Origin of the sequence: Mesorhizobium sp. M0598, assembly GCF_040320865.1 — a bacterium.
Lineage (GTDB): Bacteria > Pseudomonadota > Alphaproteobacteria > Rhizobiales > Rhizobiaceae > Mesorhizobium.
The window spans coordinates 1-22,885 of record NZ_JAMYQL010000019.1; the positions used below are offsets into that span (position 1 = coordinate 1).

At 59.1% G+C, this 22,885-nt stretch carries 17 protein-coding genes and 4 pseudogenes; 9 read left to right on the forward strand and 12 right to left on the reverse strand.

The window, feature by feature from the left end:
* Positions 1-195 precede the first annotated feature (195 nt).
* The 5 genes and pseudogenes from NKI59_RS21780 to NKI59_RS21805 all read right to left on the reverse strand — a co-directional run bounded on the left by NKI59_RS21780 (position 196) and on the right by NKI59_RS21805 (position 5,644).
* A complete protein-coding gene (locus NKI59_RS21780) occupies positions 196-537 on the reverse strand; it encodes a hypothetical protein (RefSeq protein WP_352706700.1) in 342 nt (113 codons plus the stop codon).
* A 92-nt stretch (positions 538-629) separates the two neighbouring features.
* Positions 630-1,353: pseudogene (locus tag NKI59_RS35125) on the reverse strand (LuxR family transcriptional regulator).
* 564 nt (positions 1,354-1,917) lie between these two features.
* Positions 1,918-2,973 carry a GlxA family transcriptional regulator gene (locus tag NKI59_RS21795; RefSeq protein ID WP_352706707.1) on the reverse strand — a complete coding sequence of 352 codons (1,056 nt, stop codon included), beginning with the start codon at positions 2,971-2,973 and terminating at the stop codon, positions 1,918-1,920.
* Complete coding sequence (locus NKI59_RS21800) at positions 2,973-4,082, reverse strand: mandelate racemase/muconate lactonizing enzyme family protein (protein ID WP_352706710.1); 1,110 nt, start codon at positions 4,080-4,082, stop codon at positions 2,973-2,975. The genes NKI59_RS21795 and NKI59_RS21800 overlap by 1 nt, the downstream gene beginning before the upstream one ends.
* An 8-nt stretch (positions 4,083-4,090) precedes the next feature.
* Complete coding sequence (locus tag NKI59_RS21805; RefSeq protein WP_352706713.1) at positions 4,091-5,644, reverse strand: trimethylamine methyltransferase family protein; 1,554 nt, start codon at positions 5,642-5,644, stop codon at positions 4,091-4,093.
* A gap of 488 nt (positions 5,645-6,132) precedes the next feature.
* Here NKI59_RS21805 and NKI59_RS21810 point away from each other — a divergent pair, with 488 nt between their 5' ends.
* From NKI59_RS21810 to NKI59_RS21820, 3 genes are all read left to right on the forward strand, one after another.
* Positions 6,133-7,050: a glycine betaine ABC transporter substrate-binding protein gene (locus NKI59_RS21810; protein ID WP_352706715.1), complete on the forward strand. Its 918-nt coding sequence runs from the start codon at positions 6,133-6,135 to the stop codon at positions 7,048-7,050.
* Positions 7,051-7,129: 79 nt separating this feature from the next.
* Positions 7,130-8,047: a betaine/proline/choline family ABC transporter ATP-binding protein gene (locus NKI59_RS21815; RefSeq protein ID WP_352706717.1), complete on the forward strand. Its 918-nt coding sequence runs from the start codon at positions 7,130-7,132 to the stop codon at positions 8,045-8,047.
* Entirely contained in the window at positions 7,987-8,280 is a 294-nt protein-coding gene (locus NKI59_RS21820) for a CBS domain-containing protein (RefSeq protein WP_352706719.1), read from the forward strand. The genes NKI59_RS21815 and NKI59_RS21820 overlap by 61 nt, the downstream gene beginning before the upstream one ends.
* A gap of 158 nt (positions 8,281-8,438) precedes the next feature.
* On the opposite strand, the gene NKI59_RS21825 is transcribed toward NKI59_RS21820, so the two are convergent.
* Positions 8,439-8,576: a hypothetical protein gene (locus tag NKI59_RS21825; protein ID WP_352706722.1), complete on the reverse strand. Its 138-nt coding sequence runs from the start codon at positions 8,574-8,576 to the stop codon at positions 8,439-8,441.
* A gap of 167 nt (positions 8,577-8,743) precedes the next feature.
* Here NKI59_RS21825 and NKI59_RS21830 point away from each other — a divergent pair.
* Positions 8,744-9,118, forward strand: a pseudogene (locus NKI59_RS21830) (ABC transporter permease subunit); the annotation flags it as partial.
* An 86-nt stretch (positions 9,119-9,204) separates the two neighbouring features.
* Here the strand turns inward: NKI59_RS21830 and NKI59_RS21835 are convergent.
* Positions 9,205-9,969, reverse strand: coding sequence for an SDR family NAD(P)-dependent oxidoreductase (locus NKI59_RS21835; protein ID WP_352706724.1), 765 nt, complete (start codon positions 9,967-9,969; stop codon positions 9,205-9,207).
* An 8-nt stretch (positions 9,970-9,977) separates the two neighbouring features.
* Entirely contained in the window at positions 9,978-10,745 is a 768-nt protein-coding gene (locus NKI59_RS35130; protein ID WP_502901087.1) for an SDR family NAD(P)-dependent oxidoreductase, read from the reverse strand.
* A gap of 350 nt (positions 10,746-11,095) precedes the next feature.
* Here NKI59_RS35130 and NKI59_RS21850 point away from each other — a divergent pair, with 350 nt between their 5' ends.
* On the forward strand, positions 11,096-12,007 hold the full coding sequence (locus tag NKI59_RS21850; protein ID WP_352706726.1) for a LysR substrate-binding domain-containing protein: 912 nt from the start codon (positions 11,096-11,098) through the stop codon (positions 12,005-12,007).
* Here the strand turns inward: NKI59_RS21850 and NKI59_RS21855 are convergent.
* The 4 genes and pseudogenes from NKI59_RS21855 to NKI59_RS21870 form a co-directional block, all read right to left on the reverse strand.
* Entirely contained in the window at positions 12,004-13,284 is a 1,281-nt protein-coding gene (locus NKI59_RS21855; RefSeq protein ID WP_352706728.1) for an NAD(P)/FAD-dependent oxidoreductase, read from the reverse strand. The genes NKI59_RS21850 and NKI59_RS21855 overlap by 4 nt on opposite strands.
* Before the next feature lie 55 nt (positions 13,285-13,339).
* Positions 13,340-14,866 carry an aldehyde dehydrogenase gene (locus NKI59_RS21860; protein ID WP_352706730.1) on the reverse strand — a complete coding sequence of 509 codons (1,527 nt, stop codon included), beginning with the start codon at positions 14,864-14,866 and terminating at the stop codon, positions 13,340-13,342.
* Positions 14,844-15,788, reverse strand: coding sequence for a dihydrodipicolinate synthase family protein (locus NKI59_RS21865; protein ID WP_352706732.1), 945 nt, complete (start codon positions 15,786-15,788; stop codon positions 14,844-14,846). Before NKI59_RS21865 ends, NKI59_RS21860 begins: the two co-directional genes overlap by 23 nt.
* A gap of 479 nt (positions 15,789-16,267) precedes the next feature.
* Positions 16,268-17,972 (reverse strand): annotated as a pseudogene (locus NKI59_RS21870) (MFS transporter).
* Positions 17,973-18,347: 375 nt separating this feature from the next.
* Here NKI59_RS21870 and gabT point away from each other — a divergent pair.
* The 4 genes and pseudogenes from gabT to NKI59_RS21890 form a co-directional block, all read left to right on the forward strand.
* Complete coding sequence (gene gabT, locus NKI59_RS21875; RefSeq protein ID WP_352706734.1) at positions 18,348-19,643, forward strand: 4-aminobutyrate--2-oxoglutarate transaminase; 1,296 nt, start codon at positions 18,348-18,350, stop codon at positions 19,641-19,643.
* Between the two features lie 376 nt (positions 19,644-20,019).
* Complete coding sequence (locus NKI59_RS21880; RefSeq protein WP_352706737.1) at positions 20,020-21,213, forward strand: SAVED domain-containing protein; 1,194 nt, start codon at positions 20,020-20,022, stop codon at positions 21,211-21,213.
* A 13-nt stretch (positions 21,214-21,226) separates the two neighbouring features.
* Positions 21,227-22,444, forward strand: coding sequence for a nucleotidyltransferase domain-containing protein (locus tag NKI59_RS21885; protein WP_352706739.1), 1,218 nt, complete (start codon positions 21,227-21,229; stop codon positions 22,442-22,444).
* Positions 22,437-22,823 (forward strand): annotated as a pseudogene (locus NKI59_RS21890) (E2/UBC family protein); the annotation flags it as partial. The gene NKI59_RS21885 and the pseudogene NKI59_RS21890, both read left to right, overlap by 8 nt.
* Positions 22,824-22,885: the final 62 nt, after the last annotated feature.

Sequence of the window (22,885 nt, forward strand, 5' to 3'; positions counted from 1 at the left end):
AGAGGTGAATCATGATCGTCAGGGATTTCAATAAGGAGAATCTGACAGCCCGGCGGGTTCAGACGACGAGCTGCGAAAGCGTGCAGTTGGGGGGCGCGAGGTGCCCAGCATGATCTGCTTGCTGCGCGCCAGCAGGCGACGTGATCGCGTCGACCGGCGACCTGTCGCGCTGGGGTGTTTTTGTTTCGCTGCGTCTTACGGGCACAGTGCGGCCGTGTTCTGGTGTCCGCGCCGGTGCGCAAACGTATTGCAGTTTTTTGCGGAACAGCAGTCAGCATCGTCGACGATATCGCCGTTCGAGCTGGCGGCATTGCCATGTCGTGCTGCAGTCCTGCTGATGCCCGAGAAGAGCCAGCATGTTCTTCTTCGCCATGCGGAGCGCAGCTTCCAACTCGCCGTCTCGGGAGCGGATATCCTGCAACTGTTTACCTGCGTGCCTAGGCGATCTGGCGCAGCACTTTCGATGCATCGCCTGTGGGCGACATGCAGTTCGTCAGCAAATTCGTCGTAGCAGTCAGGCGCAATAAGCTGGATCATCAAGGGCCTCCTCGCCGGGAAAATTTCCCCGCCATTGGAGGCGAACATTCACGCAATGGCAGCCTGTGCAGTTGCACAGGTGAGCTGACTTGTTAGTGAACCGAAAGACTTGAAGCGGCGAGACGCGCAATTGCCTGTTTGGTGGTGCTGACGCCGAGCTTCTTGCGGGCATTGCCGAGATGAAACGTGGCCGTGCGCCGCGTGATCCCCACGATGCAGCCGATCTCCCATTCGGACTTGCTCTTGCTGCCCATTGCAGGCACTCGTATTCGCGCGGCGTCAGCGAGATACCGTCCACCATTCGCGCGCCCGAAAGTTTGCGGCGGACGAACATATGAAAACCGGACGCGATGAACGGAAGACCTTGTTGTGGCGTTCCGCCACGCGGATAAATACAGGATCGGGCTTGTCGGCGGCAAAGTCATCGCCGCAAAATTTCCTCGAAGATCGATAATCGGGATCGTTACGCCGCAGCAGATGCCAAACTGGGCTGCTTCCTCGAAAAACCTAAGCTGAGGCCCCGATAGATCAAAAACTCTTTAGGTCAAATCCCCATCGAAATGGGGGTTTGCGATAGCTTGCACGTACAATGACCGGGTCGACATTCTGATACCGGTTCTCAAGATAGCGCGCTGTCCAGAGCGCCGGATAATTGGAGATCAGCATGGGCTTGCCATCAGACCCCGGCGGCAACGAGAGGTAGGCAAAGGCGAGTATATCGAGACCTGTGGCGACATCGGCCATGGCTTCCCGGAAATCGCCCTCATCGATACTTACCGACAACTTTTCCAGGAATGTCTCGAAGACAAGCGGCATGTCCTTCGTCATTGTCCTGGCTCGACCCCTCCGTCTGTCTGCTGCGCGCCACCTTGACCCTTGAGACCCCACCATAAAGCAGGCCCGCATAACCGCGGCCGGCCGCGGCCGGCTTCGCGGGCATTGGCCGGGCTGACCGTATTTACAGAATGCCGCGACGCTTGCATGATCCTCGCACCGGTCACCGCCAACCGCAGCTGCGCTTGACTGACTGTTCGAACGGCCATCTCGGAGAAGCTACAGCATCTTCCCGACGCAATAGTGCAATCAGAGAGCTTCTTGGGACGAAACGAAATCCTCGGCGCCCCCGCATCATGCAATCGTGAGAAGTCATCCTGCGCCACTACGGTCGGGGCGGCATCAAAGCCGTGATCAATCCAATGGTTGCCGCGGTTAACGTCGGTCGACAGGGAAGAGCACAACGATAGGTGCATCTCGCCGCTTTGAGCGCTATGATCCGGACGTATCGTTGCGCCGCTTTCCGATTGTTGGTGGGCAGATCGACTCCAAACGTTGGCATGGATAGGGGTGCCGCTATTCTCCGCTAAATTCAACACCAAGCTATCATCTTAAGCCGGACCCAACCCAGGCCGGCACTATCGCTCGACACTGCTGCGGCGACATTCCATTGAAGGCTCTGAAGCACTTCGCGAAGTGCGAGGCAGACGTAAACCCGCAGGCCATGGCAATGTCGATGATGGGCATCCGTGTGCCTTCGATCAGGCGCTTCGCATGGTCTGTGCGAATCCGGAGATAGTGACGCACTGGCGGAAGTCCGATATGGGAAGCGAACAAGCGTTCCAGCTGGCGCCGCGATACTCCGGCCCGTTGCGCGACCTCCTCCATTGTCAGCGGGAACTCCACATTTTCTTCCATGATCCGCATTGCCATCAGGAGCTTGTCGCTCACACCGGCAAAGGCTAGACCCGACGGCCCGGTCTGGCGGTTTGATCCTGAGCGCTGACCTTGGACAGTCGCGTGGCGGCAGACCTCCTGTGCAATATACCCGCCGGCATGGCTGCCGATCAGATCGATCGCCAGGTCGAAAGCTGCCAGTTCTCCCGCGCAGGTTGAATACTGGCCGTCCTTGACAAACAAGGAATCGCTTATGCGGGGCTGGTTGAACACTTCGGCGAAAGCAGCGAGCCGCGACCAGTGTATCGTGCAGCGTGTGCCTGCCAGAAGACCCGTCCGAGCAAGCAGCCATGTCGCTGTGCCAACCGCAGATATCGGCAGCCCGCGACGCGCCATCGTTCGCAGAAATCCGTTGAGTTCAGGCGTCAGTTGCTGTTCTACCAGCTCGCCCGTCACGATAGCGAGCTGGTTCGGTCTGCGATCGCCCGAACCGGAAACCAGCTCGTCTATCGCGACATCAACGGCAACCGAAAGGCCGTTGGCGCCCTCGATTGGCCGAGGATCAAGCCCCGCGATTCGCCACCGGAACAGTGGCAGCCTCGATACCGTGTTGGCGATGCGAAAAGGTTCGATATAGGCGTGAAGCGCCAGGTGCGAGAACCCGGGTAACAAAAGAACCACCAAGTCAAACGGTCGATCGGGCGCCGCCGAAATATTCGGCGTGGCCAATGACGTCATTGCGCTGATGTTGGCGGGCGCGTTCACTAGGATCCGTACGTGACTACCGGCTCACCGAAGATGCCGGGTTCCGGTTTGACACCGAGGCCTGGCAGCTGGGGTACGGCGATGTGACCATTTTCGATGACGATGGGATTCTTCGCGTCGAAATGTCCTTCGATATATTCCTGCGCGATCCAGGCGCCCTCGAAACGGCGCGGCTCCACAGTGGAAGCTAAATGCACGCAAGCCGCCGCGATTATGTCGCCACCCCATGCGTCATCACAGCTGTGCGGTAACGAGCGGATGGCGCAAAGGTCACGCATCGTCGCCATTTTGGTGAGGCCGCCAAGACGGGTGACCTTGAAGCCGAAGCCATCTGCGATGCCGAGGGAGATCGCCCGGAGCACTGCATTCTGATCTTCGGTGTTCTCATCCAGATAGATCGGATGGGTGACCCTGCCCTTTAGAGTGGCGACCTCATCCATAGTGTTGCAGGGCTGTTCGAAAACAAAGGGGATCGCCTGGCAAAGCCGATCGAGATGGATCGCTGCAGCGACAGTGAGGCCCCTGTTGCCATCCACTGCGATACGCGCATTATGGCCGACCACCTCCCAAACCTTGTGAACCGTGGCGACATCCTTTTCGAGATTTCGGCCCGAGATTTTGACCTGCAGGCGTGGATAACCTGACTTCACCTTGTCCTTGGCAATCCTGGCCGTTTCGTCCGGTGAGCCAACAATCAGCGAGTAGTAGGACGGGACGCGATCGGTCAGGGCGCCGCCCAACAGCGTTGAAACCGGCACTCCCAGCCGTTGCCCAAGGAGATCGAGAAACGCTATGTCGAACGCTGCCTTGGCATAGTCATGCCCGTTCAAGCGCTCGCCCATGCGTTTGGCGAGAAGCCGGATCGAGGCAATCTCAGCGCCGATAAGACCCGGCGCGATTTCTGCAATCGCCGCGCGTGCGCCGAGTGCATGATGCGGCTGATAAACCGGCCCTACCGGGCAGGTTTCGCCCCAGCCAGTCAGTCCGTCATCGGTCACAATCTCGACAATGGTGCTGTCAAGCGCGTCTACGTCGTCGCTGGCCATTCGATAGGTGCTACCTTTAACAGGCAGCTTGACCTTATAGACGTTGATCTGGTCAATGCGCATGAGGATGCTCAGTATTCCTCGTTGAGCGCGTCGACAGCGGGGATTTCCCGCGAGCGCCGATCGATATACGCGCGCAATTCCTCGTCCTTCGCGATGTCGAGCTTTGGTTCTTCATATTCGGCCAGAAGGCGGCGCGCATGCTCCAGGGCACGCTGCTTGATGTCCTTGGAGCCATCAGCGTACCACTGCTCGACCGAGTTATTGTCGAAGAGTTTCGGAATAAAGAAGGCCTTCTCGAAGTTGGCCTGTGTATGGGGATGTCCAAAGTAATGGCCGCCCGGCCCGACATCGCGGATCGCAGCCAGGGCTTCATCGAAATCGTCCCACTGGATGCCTTGCGTCATGCGATAGCCCATGGCGCAGACTTCGGCGTCGACGACGAACTTTGCGATCGAGCAGTGCATACCGGCTTCATTCCAGCCAGCCGAATGCCAAATGTAGTTTGCGCCTGACAGCAGCACGGCCATCATCGTCATCGCACTTTCATAGCCAGCTTGCGCATCGAAGATCTTGGCGCCGCCAAGCAAGTTCGAAGTGCGCCAGGGCACGTTATAGCGACGAGCCATCTGGCCGATCATGAAATTCATGAGCGATATCTCTGGCGTTCCCGCCATCGGCGCTCCCGATTGCATCGACACGGTCGACAGGTAATGCCCATAAATCGCAGGGCAGCCCTTGCGCACCACCTGCGTGTAGGCAAGTGCCGAAAGCGCCTCCGCATTGAGCTGCGCCACCGCCGCCGCGGTGGAGGCTGGCGTGTTCGCGCCGCCGAGAACGAAGGGCGAGCACAAGACGGGCTGGTTGCGCCGGCAGAAAGCACGCATGCCGCCCAGCATGACCTGGTCCCATACCAGCGGCGAATTGCCATTGCAGTTTCCGGTGGTGACTGCATGCTTGTCGAGGAAGCCTTCACCGAAAAGGATCTCGCACATGTCGAGCACGTCCTCGGCATTCTTGGGCGAGGTGGTCATGCCCATGAAAATCTTGTCCGAATGCTTTATTGACGAGTAGGTGATGTGCAGGTGCCGATGCGCGACGACAATGTCCATCGGCTCGACGATGTGGTGAGCCGACGAATGTAGCGCCGGCATCATGTGGGCGAGTTTATGAAACGTCCCCAGGTCCGCAATTGTCGGTCCACGCCTCACATCATCGAGATCGCGCATGTACGGTGCGCCGGTCATCGGCACGAAGATGGATTTGTCGCCTCCGAGCTCGACATTCTTCGCTGGGTCGCGCGCGAAATATTCGACGTTGGGGGGAATGGTCTTGATGAGCTCCATGACCAGGCCGCGGTCGAGATGAACGCGGTCATCCGCGCGCACGTCCGCTCCGGCTCTCTTCCAGTCCTCAATCGCGATCGGATCGCGAAAGACCACGCCTACTTCTTCCAGGATCGCGAGAGAAGCCTCGTGAATGCGTTCAACCTGCTCGGCATCCATCGGCTCTACCACCGGCAGGCCGCGCTTCAGCGTCGGCAACATGTCGACCTTTGGCGCGGTGCGGATCGTCCGCCGCGCTTCCCGCCCTCCTCTACGAGAGAGCTGTAGTTGAGCAGTCATCCCGGCCTCCAGACAAATAAGTCGCGACACCGAAACCGGACCGCGCTCAACTATTGCCGGAGCTTTGAGTATTGACCTACTGCAAAAGTCTCACGCGCGTGTTGACTAAAGGGCTGCACCGCCGGCTCGCTCACCCGGACACCCGAGATGGTTCGGGTCGAGCAGCGGCGGAGCCGTTCCACGTCGCAGCCCAGCCTTTACGGATATCGCGCAAACTTGGACGGAATCGCCCAAGACCGTAGGCACATCGACAGGCAGAGACGATGATGCATTGCGGCAAGCGAGCGAAATAAAGTCAATCGGGAGGCGACTTTTTTGCGTCGGCTGGCTTCCGCGGTTCCGTGGTAGCACGTTTCTTGCTTGGTGCGGGGCAAGAACAGAACAGCCCATTCCCGGATCAGGCGAGGTGAACAGAAACGACAACCTCGGACTCATCTACGCATCCGATGGGTATCGACAGGAGGATTTGATTGCCAAGGTCAAATCTAGTGAATAATATACTCGGCGCGAGCACGTCGCGCAGAACCTTGCTGAAGGCGGGCGGCGCCGCCGCGCTGGCCATGAGCGGCCTGACGACGGGCGCCAGGGCCGACGCATCCCGGCCGCGGGTCTATGCCTTCGCGGCATGGTCCGACGCGCTGGCAATCACCTATGTCGGCGCGAAGCTCATCGACGACAATTTCGGCTACAAGGTCCAGCCGCTGCAGGCGGAGCCGGGCGTGATCTATGCCTCGCTTCAAACCGGGAAGGCCGACCTCTATTCGAACTCCTATATAGAGGGGATGGGCCCGCTGAAGGGCGATTATCACGGCGGCCAGGCCGACTATGTAACGAAAGTCGTCGATTCCATCAAAGTCGTCGGCGTTTCGGAAGGTCCGATGACGCAAGGCCTTGCCGTTCCGGAATATGTCGACATCAAGAGCATCGCCGAGCTCAACGATCGCGCCGACAAGTTTCCGGGCGGTATCATCGGCATCGACGCCGGCTCCGGCCTGATGCAGGCTGCGGACGCGACGGTGAAGGCTTACGGTCTCAAGCTCAACCTGGTCCCGGGCAGCCAAGCTGCCATGGAAGCGGCCTTCCAGCGCGCCTACTCCAAAAACGAGCCGATCGTGGTTACCACCTGGGAACCGCTCCCGATGTGGAGCAAATTCAAGATGAGATACCTCGACGACCCGAAAAGGACGATGATGGCGGAACCATACTATTGCTTTCACGTCACGACAAACGACTTCGAATCCAACTTCGCGAAGGCCCAGGCATTTCTGACGAAGTTCCATATTCCGAATGATGAATTGGCGAAGATCATGAGCTGGAACGACGGCGGCATGAGGCCTGAAGATGCCGCTGCCAAGTGGATCGGCGAAGTGAAAGGCAAGGGTATAATCGAGCCGTGGCTCGCCTGATCCTATAGCACGCATCCTGCCGGAGTGCAGGGGTTGGCGCGGAACCCTGAACCGCCATCTGTTCTTGTGCGCGGGAGCCTTGCATGAGCACACGAAAGCCAGCCATAGTGATCAAGGATCTCTACAAGATCTACGGCGGCAATCCCGGACTGAAGCTGGACAGATTGCGTTCGGCGCCTGCGGCCCCGACGAGGGCAGCGGTTTCGTCGCGCTCAACAACATCAACATGACCATTGAGACCGGGAAAATCTTCGTCGTAATGGGTCTCTCAGGCAGCGGAAAATCGACCCTTCTTTGCTGCATCAACCGACTTATCGATCCCACTGCCGGCCAGATCGTGGTCAATGGGCAGGACGTCACGAAAGCCGGCAAAAAGGAACTCCGCCAGATCCGCTCCAGCATGATCGGAATGGTGTTTCAACATTTTGCGCTCCTGCCGCACATGTCCGTCATCGATAATGTTGCGTTTGGGCTCCGTGTCGCCGGGGTCGGACGCAAGGAGCGACGCGAGCGCGCAGGCAAGACACTCGAGGTCGTAGGGCTCAGCGGATGGGGCGACCGCAAGCCGTCCAACCTTAGCGGCGGCATGCGCCAGCGCGTTGGCCTGGCGCGTGCCCTGGTGATGGACACGCCGATGCTGCTGATGGATGAGCCGTTCAGCGCGCTCGACCCGCTCATTCGCGAGGAGATGCAACAGGAGTTGCTTCGGCTTCAGAGCACTCTGAACAAGACGATTGTCTTTGTGACACACGACCCAAACGAAGCGGCAACGATCGGTGACCGCATCGCTATTCTCCTCAAGGGAGAGGTCGTCCAGGAAGGCCAGCCGATCGATATCGTGCTCTCCCCTGCCAGCGACTACGTCAGGGACTTCGTGCGGGGCATCGATGTCTTCAAGGTGCTGTCGGCTGGCCAAGTTATGGACTCTGCCCGCCGGTGGAACTGGCGAACGGGCCGATCTCGGAATGGACGAAACATCTGTCGAAAGACTTCGTAAAGCTCGCGCCCGACGAGCTGATCGCCCCCTATCTCGATGAGCTGGCGAAAGAGCAGCGCGCTTTGATCGTGGTTCAGAACGACGGAACGCCCGTCGGGACGGTCACCCCTAAGTCCGTTCTCAGAGCGCTCGCGGCCCATTCCTCGTTAGCCGGCGCGACGCCGAAGATCGAGAAACCGAAAGCTGCCGACACGACGAAGGCAAACGCCGCGGCAGAACGGGCGACACAATAACGAACCTCAATCTCAAACGACTCTAGCTGAGGATTCATGAGGATGGATTTTTCGGAGTTTGCAGGCACGGTTGCCGCGTCAATGGACGACTTCACGACCTACCTCTCAGCGCATTTCGGATTTGTTTTCGACTTTATCTCGACCGTCATCCTGGGCATTCAGCAGCCCTTGGCAACGATCCTGACGAGCGCACCGGCCTGGTTGATCATCACGATCGTTGTGATCGGAAGCGGCTTTCTCGGCCGGCTCTCGCTGGCCATTCTGAGCGGGTCTGGACTGGCCTTCATCGTCGTCATGAATCTTTGGGCTCCTGCGATGGTGACACTTTCGCTTGTCCTTACAGCGGCAACTCTCGCCCTGGCCATCGGCATACCGATCGGAACCTTGATGGCCGAATCCAAACGCCTGAATGCTGTTGTCGAGCCAATCCTAGACTTCATGCAGACGATGCCCCCCGTTCGTACTCCTCGTCCCAGCCGTGTTTTTCTTCAGTGTCGGCACCGTCCCTGGCATTGTTGCCACGATCTTCTTCGCCATGCCGCTTCCGATCAGGCTAACCGCCCATGGCCTCAATATGGTCGAGCAGGAAATGGTCGAGGCCGACGAGGCCTTCGGCGCGAGCCGCCTAGCCGTGCTGTTCCTGATTAAATTGCCGCTGGCGTTTCGTTCGATTATGGCGGGCGTCAATCAGTGCGTGATGATGTCGTTGTCGATGGTCATCATCGCGTCCATGATCGGCGCCGGTGGATTGGGCGACGAAATCATTCGTCGATCTCTCGCCTGCAGGTTGGGAGAGGCGTCGAAGCTGGTCTCGCCGTCGTGTTTCTGGCAATCCTGATCGATCGCATTACCCGGCGAATTAGCGAGAAAGTTGATCCAACAGCCTGAGAAAAGCGGAGCCAGTCATCGGCCGGACTCACCTCTTTATGAAATGGGTAGCGGGAGCTTTTTGGTACGGCCGCCGTCGATGACGTAGACCTGACCGGTCACGAAGGCGCTCTCTACCGAGGCAAGCCAGACTGCAAGATTTCCGACATCGGCAGGCTCGCCAAGACGCCCAACCGGATGCATGGCGAGCAGTTCTCTGCGGACGCGGGAAGTGTCGGCCATGCTGTCGATGTAGACCTCACTGAGATCAGAATTGATCCAGCCCGGTGCAATGGCATTGCACCGGATTCCCTCGTGCCCATGATCGACCGCGACCGCCGCTGTGAAGCCGTGAATGCCCGCTTTCGAGGCGGAATATGCAGGATGTCCCGGGTTGGACGCCAGGCCTTCGATTGAGCCGATGTTGATGATGTTTCCCCCACCCCGCTTCCGAAGGTGCGGCATTGCTGCCTTCGCCAGCAAGAATGGGGCCTTGAGGTTGATGTCCATCATCTGATCCCAGTCGGCCTCAGTCATTTCCTCGACGGTTTTCTCGAACATGATCCCGGCGTTGTTCACCAGGATGTCCAGGCCACCAAAGCCTTCGACAACAGTCTCGACGGCTGATCGAATGTCGCCGGAATTCGCGAGATCCGCCTTCACATAGATGGTTCGATCGCCAAGCAATGCGTCAGGCGCCGGATGTCTCTGCACAATGGCAACCCTCGCCCCCTCCTCCACAAAGCGCTGTGTAATACCGGCGCCGATACCCCGTCCACCGCCGGTGATGATTGCAATCTTGCCTGCCAGTCTCTCAGCCATGGACGCCCTCAATAGACAGGTTTTGCGCCGTTCACTTCGACCGCCGTGCCGGCGATGTAGCGGGCGGCGTCGGAACATAGGAAGAATACCACGTCGGCTATGTCTTCCGGCTCAGCGATCCGGCCCAGCGGCACCGTATTGTTGAGCTCCGCTATGGCTGTGTCCGTATTGAAGCCACGCCGGGCAAAACCGGTACGCAGCATCGGGGTGTTGACTTCATTCGGGCACACCGCGTTGACCCGTATCCCATCACCTGCATGGTCGCGGCCAAGACACTTGGAAACGCCGCCACGGCTGCTTTGCTGGTGCAATACGCTACGTGACCAGGCCCCGGATAAAGTCCCCAGCAGGATGCGATGTTCACAATCGCGCCGCCGCCGTGGCCTTTCATGTGACGAATGGCTTTCCGGCAGGTATGGAAAAATCGATGTCAGGTTAATCTCGAACGTCCGCTCCCAATCGTCGTCGGTCGTCTCGAGAATGTTTCCTCGCGTGATTATTCCGGCGTTGTTGACGAGCACGTCCAGCCGCCCTGTGGCCTGTGCGGAATACTCAATCAAATCTTCGCAATAAGCCTTGTTCCGGAGGTCGCCGGCCTTGCTCCAGACGTTCTGTCCGGTTCGGTTGAGTTCGGCCTCGAGCCTGTCCAGGCCAGCTTGGTCGGCGTCGCCGGCAACCACACGAAAGCCGTTCGCAACGAACTGTCTGGAGATCGCTTGCCCGATACCTCCCGCCGCGCCTGTTATGACCGCAGTTTTCTTTTCAATGCCAGTCATAGCTCAAGCCATCTTTAAGAGGGAAAGTCCAGCTCATAATCTCTGAACGGAGGCCGAAGACCAGTGGGGCAGCCCTGCAAAAGTCTCACCCCCTTGTTGAGTTGTTGAGCCCAGACATCGCCGGGACATGCTACGGTGTAGCTGCGTCGGACATGGATTGGGCAGCGTCGCAGATCGCGAAGCATGGTTCGTACAGTTTTCCTATATTGCGCCGCAAATAGGTTGGGATCCGGCCATAGTAGGTCGAACGCGGGCTATCGCGCCGCCTTGCAAATGCGTTTCCCGACATCTTGAGCATCGCTTGCTATGTTTGTCGCGCGGCGCGATTGCCGGAGTGTTTGGAGCTTGAGATGGTTCGCCGCTATTACGACCTGCCGTCCCTGACTGCTTTGGCTGTTTTTGAGGCTTCTGCCCGGCACCTGTCATTCAAATTGGCTGCTGCGGAACTGAACGTCACTCCTGGCGCCGTTAGCCGACAGATCAAAGCGATCGAGGACGAACTGGGGGTTCCGCTGTTTACCCGATTGGGAACCGGTGTGGCGCTGACAAGCGCCGGCGAAGACCTTTATGGCGTGTTGGCCAGTGGGTTTTCGCGGGCCGCAGACATTGTCCGAAATGTGAAACGCGGTGACCGTTCCAAGAACGTCACGCTGGCGTGCACGGATGCCTTCGCGTCGACGTGGCTGATCCCGCGGATGCCGGACTTTTGGACCCGGTACCAAGATATTGCCGTTGACCACCTTATCTCGGACAATCCCCGCGATTACCGCCGCGCCGAGGTCGAACTGCGCATCCGCTACGGGTTCGGATCGTGGTCGAATGAAGATGCTGAGCTCCTTTTCGATGAAACAATCTACCCGGTATGCGGGCCTGGGTTTGCAAGCAAGCATCGCGATGCAACGGCGGAGTCGTTGGCCGACCTCCCCTTGCTGCATGTTGATTGGGTGGATCCCGACTGGGCTGGCTGGGACGAGGTCTTACGGCGCGCGGGAGTCTCGCATGGGCCGACCCGCGGTCGGCGCTTCGGCAAGTTCTTCGTGGCGCTTCAGGCCGCTCAAGCCGATCAAGGTGTGGCCGTTGGCTGGCACCGCCTTGTCAAAGCGCAGATTGACGAAGGGAAACTCGTCAGACTGACGGATCTCGAGCTCCGAGCCCCTGGCAGCTACTATCTCACCTGGTATCAAAATCGCACGCTTTCCCCTGCCGCCCAGAGCCTCCGTAGCTGGATCCGGGAAGCGGCCGCGCAAGAACGAGAAAGCTAGAGCTCTCTGCCGGCGCGCTTCTGCATCGCCCACAGCTTCAGTGGCGCGCCGATCGACATCAGCGGTTCTGGATAAAGCCGAGCCGGGGCTGGCTCGTTCAGGGCGTCTGCAACCATTGGCTCGTTGCTGCCAACGGCAAGATCGGCAGCCAACATCCCGTAGAGGGTGCCCCGCACCGTTCCGAGACCATTGCAGCATCCAGCTACGAACACCCTCTCATCGACTTCGCCGAACGCAGGAGCGGAATTGAGAGAGAGACACAAGTGGCCTCCCCAGCGAAATTCCATCGGTATTTCACCCAGCATTGGGAAGCGCGCGTGGAATGATCGATCGTGCACGGCGCCGATCCGACGGATCTGCTTCTCACTGGTGGACATGTCCGGATTATAGGTGAAGGTGTTGCGGACGACGATCCGATCCCCGATCCTGCGGATGGTTGATCCCATCGGATCGGCCGGGATCAAGCCCCAATGCGGCTCACCGCCCAGCGCTGCCTGCTCGCTCTTGGAGAGCGGCCTCGTCATGCTGGCATAGGTGAACACATGCAGCAGGCGTTTCTTGAAGTAACCAAAGCTTTCGAGATGACCGTTGACTGTCAGTATCAACCGCGGCGCTTTGATCTCGCCCTCAGCCGTTTTGGCAGTGTGCAGTTTGCCGGTCCGCAATGTTGTGACCGGTGAATTCTCGAATAGCTGCACACGCCTCGACAAACCTTCGGCGAGTCCACGAATGAAGCCGGCCGGCTGTGCCATTACCGTTCCCGGCGTAAACGTACCGCCGACGAAGAACTCGGTTCCGGTGATTTCCTTCAACTGCGGCCCGTCGAGCCGCTCGAATGGCTCGCCTAAGCCCGTCAGGTGCGTTTCGAATTCGCCCAGGACGGCAACACCGTGATCGGTTGCAGCTCCATGGTACTTGCCGGCCCGAACGAAGAATTTCTGCAGCCCGTATTCGTCCGCCGCCGAAGCAGAGAATTCAATCGCGGCCCGGTTCATCCGGATGCGTTTGCGATCGTGATCCTGGCTTCCGCCGTAATGCTGCCGACCGAGCTCGTGCGGAAGGTCGATCATGAAGCCGGAGTTGCGCCCGGCAGCACCCCAGCCGACGCGCTGAGCGTCGACCACCACTATGCGCTCGTTCGGCACCAGTTGTGAGAGGCGCCGCGCGGCCGCCAAGCCAGCAAACCCAGCTCCTACAATGAGCCAGTCCGCCTTATGACGGCCGCGCAGCACCTCAGGTGCCTTGGGAGGCGGCAGAATACCGTACCAACCGGGCATGGATGTGTCCGCAGGCGTGCGGCCAGCCTCATAATCTCTCATCGATGCGACCAGGCTAATCTACCGAACGCGAGACTTTAGGATCGGAGATGTCCGCCCAGATGGTCTTGAGTTCAGTATATTGGTCGTGGGCATGCAATGACTTGTCTCGTCCCCCGAAGCCCGAAAGCTTGAAGCCGCCGAAGGGAGTCGAGACATCCCCTTCGCCGTAGCAGTTGATGGTCACCGTCCCGGCGCGAATGTCCCTTGCGATGCGATGCGCCTTGCCGAGATTGGCGCTAAAGATTGAAGCTGCAAGCCCGTATTGCGTACCGTTGGCGACCCGGAGCGCCTCGTCAGCGTTGGCCACTTTGATTACCGACAGCACTGGACCGAAAATCTCCTCTCGCGCAATCGTCATTTCGGGCGTGACATCGTCGAATACGGTCGGCTCAATGAAATAGCCTTTGCCGTGCTTGTGGGCGTTGCCGCCCGTGACGATCTTGGCGCCTTCCTCCCGCCCCTTCTTGATGTAGCCCATGATGCGGTCGAACTGCTCCTTCGACACAATGGCGCCGAGCCGATTGCCCGGATCCAGCGGCTCGCCCAAAGGCCATTCCTTTAGCTTGTGGAGGATGGTTTCCACCAAGCGATCCTTGATCTTCTCGTGCACGATCAGGCGGGAATTTGACGAGCAGTTCTCGCCCATGTTCCAGAAACCAGCTTGGGTGACATGCTGTGCAACAACGTCGAGGTTCTCGGCGTCTTCCAGCACGATGCATGGGTTCTTTCCGCCGCATTCGAGCACGATGCGCTTGAGATTGGACTCGGCGGAATATTCCAAGAATTTCCGGCCGACGTCAGTCGACCCGGTGAAGGCGACCATCTCGATATCGGGATGCACGCCGAGTGCCTTGCCGGTCACTTCGCCCGGACCGGTGACGATTTGCAGGACGCCCGACGGCAGCCCGGCCTCATGCGCCAGTTCGGCGATCCGCAACGTCGACATGTTGGTCTGCTCGGCCGGCTTCACAATGACGGAGTTGCCCGTCGCAAGTGCCGGACCGATCTTCCAGGCCAGCATGAGGATCGGGAAATTCCAGGGCAGAACGCAGGCGACCACGCCCAGCGGCTGGCGCACGATCATCGACACGACATCGTCGCCCGAAGGTGACGTCTGGCCGTAGAGCTTATCGGTGGCTTCCGCATGCCATTCCAGGCAATGCAGAGCCTCGGGGATGTCTATGGTTTCGACGTCGTAGATCGGCTTGCCGCTTTCGAGCGTCTCAAGCACCGCAAGCTCATGGGCGTTTCGCTTCATGAGTTTCACGAGCCGCCGCAGAACGCGCTTGCGCTCGCTCGGATGCGCACGCGACCAGGCGCCCGATTCAAACGCCAGTCGCGCCTTCTCGACGGCGAGATCGACATCGGCCTGGCCGCAGGAAGCGATCCTGGCGATGACCTGCCCTGTCGCGGGATTGATGGTCTCGAAAGTATCCCCGGATTGTGCCGCCCGCGCCTTGCCGTCAATTACTGCGCTGGTCGGCAGTGGCAGGCTGTCGGCCAGGTTCTGGTACTCATCACGCGTTAATAGCGATGACATTCTCGGAAGCCCTCTTCTGGGATTTTGCAGTGATTGACGCGATGACTGCCTTAAGGGTGCGGATCGTCGACTCGAATTCCCGCTTCTGTTCGTCGCCGAGTGCCCGCATCGGCAGGCGCACGGGCCCAGCCGGCAATCCAGCCAATTCGCACCCGAACTTGATGCTCTGGACGAATTTGCCGCCCTGTTCGAGAAGTCTCATCAGAGGCAGAAGCGCCGACATGATCTGCCGGCCCTTGGTGAAGTCCTTCTCGATCACGCAGGCTTCGTAGAGCGCGAGGTGCTCTGCCGGTAGGCAGTTGCCGGCGCCGCACACCCACCCTTTTGCGCCCCAGGCGAAGAATTCGAGGGCCTGATCATCCATGCCGCAAAACAGATCGATGTGCGGATAGTCACGAGCCAAAGCGTGCAGCTGATTCATGCTGCCGCTGGATTCCTTGATGGCGCAGAAATTGGAGCTGCGACCGACCCGGTCCAGGAACTCGAGGTCCATCATCGTGCCTGTGCGTCCGGGATAGTTGTAGAGCATCACCGGTAGATTGGCTGCCTTGTCGATCGCAAGCGCATGATTGGCAAGTTCGAGCTGCGTGGGAACAGCGTAGTACGGCGACCCGATCAGGATGCCGTTGTACTTCAGGTCCTTTGCAACTAGCGCATATTCGATGCAATCCTCGGTACGAATGGCGCCGACGCCGGCGATCAGGGGCATCTTCCCCTTCACCACGCTCCTGGCAAGCTTAAGCAAGCTGACGCGCTCGTCGCGCGACGCGGCGTAGTACTCGCCTGTCGTGCCACCGACAATGATACCGTGGACGCCAGCTGCGACCAGGTGCTCGACCATGACGCAGAAGCCGTCACGGTCGATCGATCCGTCCGCATGAAAGGGCGTTGTGACGGGCGGAATAACGCCTTTGAACGACATCTGCCTGTCTCCAATTCGGGCTACAGGTCAGTGTTATATGCAAGCTGAGGAGCGGGAGCAGTCGAAATAAAGTCACTTGGCACGCAACTTTTTTGCGGTTCGGGCTATGATCGAGCATACCTAGGAGAATCGGCGTATCGCCGCGCCGCCTGACACGAGCAAGTCGCGCATCTGACGGCTAATAGTCGTTGCTATCCCTTACCTAATCGGGGGTTATGAGGGTACATCGCTTTGGTGTCGAGACTGTTGAGAAACTCCAGAAGGTCGCATCCGCAGCTTAAAGCTAGGGTTTCTGGCTGATATCTGGTCAGGAGCACTTCGTATCATTCGGATTGCCTAACGCCGCGGCCGAAGTACGGACCGGAGCCCGTTGAAGCTCCAGTCCCATGCCGCGGCGAAGCGCGAGCTCATAACATTTCATTGAAATACCGACCAATTAGATGGGGTACCCACTCCGCGAGCGCTTAGCCGTTCGTCGACTACGGCGAACGGTGAAAGCCACAATTCCGCATGTCGTCACGTGCTCTCAGCCTTGTGAGAGGGTCAACGGCGGATTGCTCGGATTTGCGATTGGGCCCCGTCGGCCGCTCGATCGAAAGTGTGATCTGAGGTGGAAACTCTCCTGCGTGCAGGAGGAGGACCCTTTTATCCAGTTCCTTGTCTGCTTCCGTGAGACGATGGTTCAGGCGAAGATAGTCCGTCCAGGTCGGCGTGCGGAACGTCTCCGTCCATTGCATGGGCTCCTGCAGGTTGCGCTGCAGCGTCCAGTGCCGAGCACCGACGTGGCTGTTTACATGCCGGCGCTCGCGCATGAGGTCCAGGAAGGACTCGACATTTTCCGCGGCTACCAGATACTCAATCTTAACAACGATGGGACCGCTTCGTGGCTTGAGATCAAGCGCGACTGCCGGGGGGTTGAATTCCTCCGAACGATCGGGCTCGGATTCGCGGCGCTCGCGAAGAGGAAACAAGGCCCCTGTCGCGGCGACGAGCAAACAGAGCACCGGCGGAACCCTCCAGCGCCAAGGTCAGTGAATGGTTCTGCGCCACCGTGCCCCACACCCAACTGCCGGCCGCTATGCCGCCATCTACCAACGCATAATAGATCGAGACCGTGCGCCCCACGACCCAGCGCGGGCTCGCCAGCTGCACGCTCACGCCAAGCCCCGACCAGGCGGTGACCCAACCAGCGCCGCCCAGGGCGAGTGCAATTGCCGCCACTGCAAGCGAAGAGGTCAGCGCAAGGGAGAGGGAGCACGCCGCGCACGCGACACAGGAGAGGGTCATCAGCCGTTCTTGTGACAAGATCCGTCTGAAGAGGTTATTGGAGATGCCGGCGAACACAGCGCCTGTCCCGAAGCCGGCCATGAGCGCGCCGTAGGCGACGGGCCCTCCTCCCAGCTGATCGCGGACAATCAGGGGCAGCAGCGCGAGTATGGCGATGCTTGCCAGGCCAAAGAGGGTTCCACGGGTGATCGCCGCCTTGATTTCCGATGACATCGCCGTGAAGCGCAGCCCGTCATAGATCGCCGTCCTCATGGATTCACGCGGGAGCGGTGAGGAGCGAACCTTCCACTTGCATCGCCATATGGTGGCCAGAGGGACCGGATAGGTGAGCGTGGTTACGGCGAAAGCCGTCAGAAGCCCGAATGAGGCAACCACGATGCCGCCGAGCGCCGGGCCAACGGTCCGTACAGTGTTGAAGCCGACCGAGAGGAGGGTAACGGCAGCAGGAACATCGCGTCGGTCCACAATGTCGCCAACCGAGGCCTGCCAAGCGGGATCGTTGAGAGCGCCGCCGCATGCGATCAAGAAGCTAAAGCCGAGGATCATCCATGGGTCGACAAAGCCCAGCGTCACAACAGCGGTCAGCATCGCAGACGCCGCCGCCATAAGGCACCAGCCGGCGAACATGACCCTGCGACGGCTGAAATTGTCGGCAATGGCCCCGACGAAGACAGATAGAATAAACGCAGGTAGCGTGGATGAAGCCTGCACCAGTGCAACCATCAGATCGGACGTCGAGATCGTTGCCATCAGCCAGCTGATGGCAACAGTCTGCATCAGCCAACCAAGACTTGAGAACTGCGTGGCGAGCCAGATGGAACGAAAGGTTCGATTGTTGAGCGGCGCAAACGTCGCTGGCGAAATTACATCCGCATCTGCGCCAGCCACTTCGCTCATCTCTATGCCTTTGCCTTTCGTCTACCGGTCCGGTTGCCCTTTGCGTGCCGTCGAGCGGGATCAGCATGGTGACCGGGCAAGTTTTTCGAAGGCTCGGGCAAATTGGCGAGCGCCACTGGCATTTCCACCCGATCGGCCACCTCCCCGCACATGCGCGAGCGTATCCGACGGCCGTTCACGTATCTACCAATGCACCTCGGGGAGCCACTCGAACTAAAGTCAATCGGCAGGCTATTTTTTTGCATCTCTGCAAGGCTTCGATACGTGCTAATCGTCCCTAACCCTTTGATCGTGCGTTGCTAATCGGCAAGTCCAAAAAGCTGGCGACTAAAAGGGCCGCAGCCAAGTAATTTGCCTATTGGCAGAGGAACAAAAATGAGCGTCACAAACCTCGAACTTGAGAGCAGGCGCATAGCGGCGGTTCCCAGTGGTGTAGCCTGCGCGTTCCCAATTTTCGCTGATCGAGCTCTTAACGCAGAGCTTTGGGACGTTGACGGACGACGTTACATCGACTTCGTGGGTGGAATGGGTGCCCTCGCTGTTGGTCATTCGCATCCTGGAATCGTAGCAGCGGTTCGCGATCAGTTGAATCGCTTCACTCACACCTTTTTTGGAACTGCCCCTTATGAAGGCTATGTTGCCTTGGCCGAGCGACTAAATGCTCTTGCACCGATGGCTCCAGCCAAGACCCTGCTCGTCACAACCGGCGCGGAAGCAGTCGAGAACGCAGTTAAGATCGCTCGTTACCATACGGGCCGCCGGGGAATTATTGTCTTTAGCGGAAGCTTTCATGGCCGAACGCTCCTGACACTAGGAATGACAGCTCAGGTAAACCCTTACAAAGTGGGTTTTGGCCCATTTCCAGGAGACATTTATCGTGTTCCGTTCCCATACGCTTATCGCGGAATCAGCACGCAAGACGCCCTGTCAGCCCTCCATGCTCTGTTTGAAACAGAACTCAATGCATCAGAAGTAGCCGCAATTGTTATTGAGCCGGTGCAGGGCGAAGGTGGTTTCCTGCCGGCGTCCTCTGAATTCCTTAAAGCCCTTAGACAGATCTGCGACACTCACGGCATAGTGTTGGTCGCTGATGAGGTCCAGTCGGGTTTCGGACGGACGGGCAGACTTTTCGCCATAGAAAACTTCGACGTTCAGCCGGATTTGATAGCTGCCGCCAAGAGCCTTGCGGGCGGCCTGCCACTTGCAGCCGTGATCGGCAAGGCCGAGATCATGGACTCGGTTCACCGCGGGGGGCTTGGGGGCACTTACGCGGGTAATCCATTGGCATGCGCAGCCGCACTGGCAGTCCTAGACGTTCTTGAGAACGAAGGATTGCTCACTCGGGCGGAAGAAATCGGTGCGCGCCTACAAGCGGGATTTGAGCGCCTCCGAATTAGAAGCAACCATGCAGAGATCGGCGAGATCCGTAGGCTCGGCGCAATGATTGGCATAGAATTGGTTACGGATAGCGTCAGCCGCGAGCCCGCGATAGATGTCACCACGAGAATCATGCAAGAAGCCGCTCAAAACGGCCTGCTGCTGGCCTCGGCAGGACGCTTTCACAACGTGATCCGCTTCCTTGTGCCACTCACAACTTCGAACGAGATTCTGGACGAAGCCATTTCCATCCTTAGTCGATCAATGGAAAATGTGTCTAAACTCCAAGCCTAGCACGGAAGGCGGAGCACTCGGAGGGTAAGCCAAGGGAACTGCTGGCCGCCTGGGAAACTTTGATCTGGCGGTAGGGTTCCGACGGCCGTCTTTCGGCAGATACAGTTAAAGCTGCTGCGCCGATTTCGGAGCGTCCCTGTCGTGGGGAAGCACACCTTGCTGATCGGACACCCAAAGTTGTGTACTTGAAGGCCAATGTTGAGCTCCTTTGGCCTCGAGCCAAGGTACGTCTCCTGAAAGTACGTCCCTATTTGGGGCAACGTAAGTTTGCTACTCGGCGCCGTCGGCGCCGAGCGACAATTAAGAGGTTTCGCGGCTGGCTCAGGCTTGCCGCAAAAATCAAACGAATCGCACATCAAGCGTGATACGAAAAAACATGAGTATGGTTGCAAAACCCGAAATGGAAGATCAGGTGCCAGCAGAGCCGCGTCGCGGACGCCGGCGGCCGCTACCGGACAAGGTCAAGAACATCGTATGGGGCCGCGCTGCGGGACGGTGTCAGTATGCGGGATGCAATGCCCTGCTGATAGGCGACGAGGTGTCGGGAGCAGGGGATGCTAACGCGGCCTATATCGGGCACATCATTGCGGACTCCAAGGAGGGGCCGCGAGGCGATCCGATTCTATCACCCAAACTTGCCCAGGAGCCGGATAACCTGATGCTCGTCTGCGACCGTCACCACCGCGTTTTCGATCGGGAGATGGTTGCTGAGCATCCCGCCGATGTCTTGATGGCGATGAAGCGCCGCCATGAAGTCCGCATCCGGACGGTCACAGCCATCGACGAGGATCTGAGCAGTCATGTCATTCGATACGCTGCGAGGATCGGGACCAACGAATCTCCCGTGGCCAAAGGCGACCTCAAATGGTCGATGATCCCAGATCGCTATCCGCTTGACGACGGTTGGATAGATCTCGATCTCGCGACGCTCGATCTCTCCGATCACGAAACGGATTTCTGGCGCATCCAGGTCCGCAACCTGCGGACCGGCTTCGCCGAGAAAGTTCGCGGGCGAATGGAACGGCAGGAAATCCGTCGCTTGACAGTATTCGGATTGGCGCCGATCCCGCTCCTGTTCGAGTTGGGCCGTCTGATCTCCGACATCGCGACTGCAGACGTCCGGCAGTTGCTGCGCAGCCCCAAGGGCTGGAAGTGGGATCCTGAGGCTCCGCCGCTCCGCTTCAAGGTCCTGCGACCATCCGGTCTGGCCGGCCAGGTCGCGTTGAAGCTGGAGATCAGCGCACGCGTCGCAGACGAGCGGATCCACGCGGTGCTTGGCACCGATGTAGCGATCTGGTCCATCGCGGCCGACGGAGCCCATAACGACATCATGCGCAGCCAGGCCGACATCGTCGAGTTCGCGCGTCTTTTTAGAACAACGCTGGACACCATCAAGGTAGCCCATGGCGAGAACACGATCGTGCACGTGTTTCCCGCCATTCCGGTTTCCGTCGCCGTCGAGTCCGGTCGCTCCTGGCAGCCGAAGGCGCACCCCACTCTCAAGATCTACGACCAAAACAAGAAGCTGGGCGGCTTCATTTTCGCCCATGAACTTGAACACGGCAGCTAACGAGGAGTTTTTCATGAACGTGCATATGAGCCAGACGATCACTCAAGAGGCCCACGAAGTTCTCGAAGACCTCGGCAAAGAACTTGAGATCCCCGAGCGTCGATACGAACAGGCGGCGACGAGCTACAAGTCGTTGGGCGACTGGCTCAATCGACCGGAGTCGACAATTCGGCAATACGGGCCCCAAGTCCACGTCCAGGGGTCGTTCGGTCTCGGTACCGTCACGCCGCCACTCACCGCGGACGAACACTACGACATCGATGCCGTCTGTGAGTTTCACCGTCTGACGAAGAACGAAACCACGCAGGCCAATCTGAAGCGCCTGCTCGAAACCGAAATGAGACTATACGCGCGCAGCAAAAACATGATCAAGCCACTGGAGGAGCATCGCCGCTGCTGGAGGCAGCCGTACGCGGATGAAGCTCAATTCCATATGGACGTCACGCCCGGAATTCCGAGCGGCGGCGAACTGACCCAACTCCTGAAAACGCGCGGCTTCGATGCTTCGCTCGCCGAGACCGCGATCTCGATCACCGACAACCGGCACCCACACTACCAGATTATCGCGGCCGACTGGCAGCGGTCAAATCCACGCGGCTATCTGAAATGGTTTCTGACACGCATGGCGAAAGCCTACGATAAGCGCAAGCAAGAGCTTCTTCAGAAAGGCGTGAGGGCCGGCACCGAACCGATTCCGGACTACCGGATCCGCACCCCGCTGCAGTACGCAATCATGATCCTGAAGCGCCATCGCGACATCATGTACACCGACCACAGCGACGACAAGCCGATCTCGATCATCCTGACGACGCTCGCCGCCCACTCTTACGACGGAGAGGAGAAGATCGCCGAGGCGCTGTTCGTGATCCTGACGAAGATGGACAGCTTCATTGGTATCGCGCCGGACGGCAGCCGTCTCATCGCCAATCCCAGCGATCCGCTGGAGAACTTCGCCGACAAGTGGAAGGAGCATCCAGAGCGGGAGAAAGAATTCCACAACTGGCTGCGAAAGGCCCGCGCCGACTTCACGGCGTTGGCGCAGTTGTCGAACAAGGAACTGATCACCGAGCAACTTGCCAAGGGCGTTGGTGCCGGCATTGCGGACCAGACGCGGCGACGTTCGGCCGCTCGGCTCAGTACACCGGCCCTGCTGACCGCCGGTCTCGTCCGCAGCGAGGCGCAGGCGCGGAATTCGGCCGTACGTATGGAGGGAGATCGCCGGAATGCCTGAGGGTGTCGACCCTCTCGCTCAGCGCTTCAACTCAGCTGTCAGCGTGGTTGAATCATGCTGGCAGCAAGCTGGCTTGCGCCCGCTAAGGCTCGACGCCAGACAACTCGCTAGCTACAGGGGGCGCTTCCCCGAAATCGGCTGGCGATTCGACTGCGACTTTTCCGATCGCCGACGCCGGCTCGACGTTTTGGTGACCGCGGCCTTTCCTTTTGCGCCCGCGCGGATCGCGCTGGTCGATCGTCCTTCCTTTTTGACTTGGCCCCATGTCGAAAGCGACGGCGCGCTCTGTCTGGTGCCGGATCACGCCACGTTTCCCATCGACGATCCATATGCTGGCATCGCCGAACTGCTTGAGATGACGTTCGATCTGATCGAAGCGCTGATCCGCGGCGAACGCGATGCCGACTTCCAAAGCGAGTTTCTCACATATTGGCATCATGC

Excerpts from the sequence above, each read along its gene's own strand:
- NKI59_RS35130 (WP_502901087.1), bottom strand. The coding sequence starts at position 10,745 with ATGACTGGCATTGAAAAGAAAACTGCGGTCATAACAGGCGCGGCGGGA.
- NKI59_RS21780 (WP_352706700.1), bottom strand. The coding sequence starts at position 537 with ATGATCCAGCTTATTGCGCCTGACTGCTACGACGAATTTGCTGACGAA.
- NKI59_RS21850 (WP_352706726.1), top strand. The coding sequence starts at position 11,096 with ATGGTTCGCCGCTATTACGACCTGCCGTCCCTGACTGCTTTGGCTGTT.
- NKI59_RS21885 (WP_352706739.1), top strand. The coding sequence starts at position 21,227 with ATGAACGTGCATATGAGCCAGACGATCACTCAAGAGGCCCACGAAGTT.
- NKI59_RS21880 (WP_352706737.1), top strand. The coding sequence starts at position 20,020 with ATGAGTATGGTTGCAAAACCCGAAATGGAAGATCAGGTGCCAGCAGAG.
- NKI59_RS21805 (WP_352706713.1), bottom strand. The coding sequence starts at position 5,644 with ATGACTGCTCAACTACAGCTCTCTCGTAGAGGAGGGCGGGAAGCGCGG.
- NKI59_RS21855 (WP_352706728.1), bottom strand. The coding sequence starts at position 13,284 with ATGCCCGGTTGGTACGGTATTCTGCCGCCTCCCAAGGCACCTGAGGTG.
- NKI59_RS21825 (WP_352706722.1), bottom strand. The coding sequence starts at position 8,576 with ATGACGACGATGAAGGCCAGTCCAGACCCGCTCAGAATGGCCAGCGAG.
- gabT (WP_352706734.1), top strand. The coding sequence starts at position 18,348 with ATGAGCGTCACAAACCTCGAACTTGAGAGCAGGCGCATAGCGGCGGTT.
- NKI59_RS21860 (WP_352706730.1), bottom strand. The coding sequence starts at position 14,866 with ATGTCATCGCTATTAACGCGTGATGAGTACCAGAACCTGGCCGACAGC.
- NKI59_RS21835 (WP_352706724.1), bottom strand. The coding sequence starts at position 9,969 with ATGGCTGAGAGACTGGCAGGCAAGATTGCAATCATCACCGGCGGTGGA.
- NKI59_RS21800 (WP_352706710.1), bottom strand. The coding sequence starts at position 4,082 with ATGCGCATTGACCAGATCAACGTCTATAAGGTCAAGCTGCCTGTTAAA.
- NKI59_RS21865 (WP_352706732.1), bottom strand. The coding sequence starts at position 15,788 with ATGTCGTTCAAAGGCGTTATTCCGCCCGTCACAACGCCCTTTCATGCG.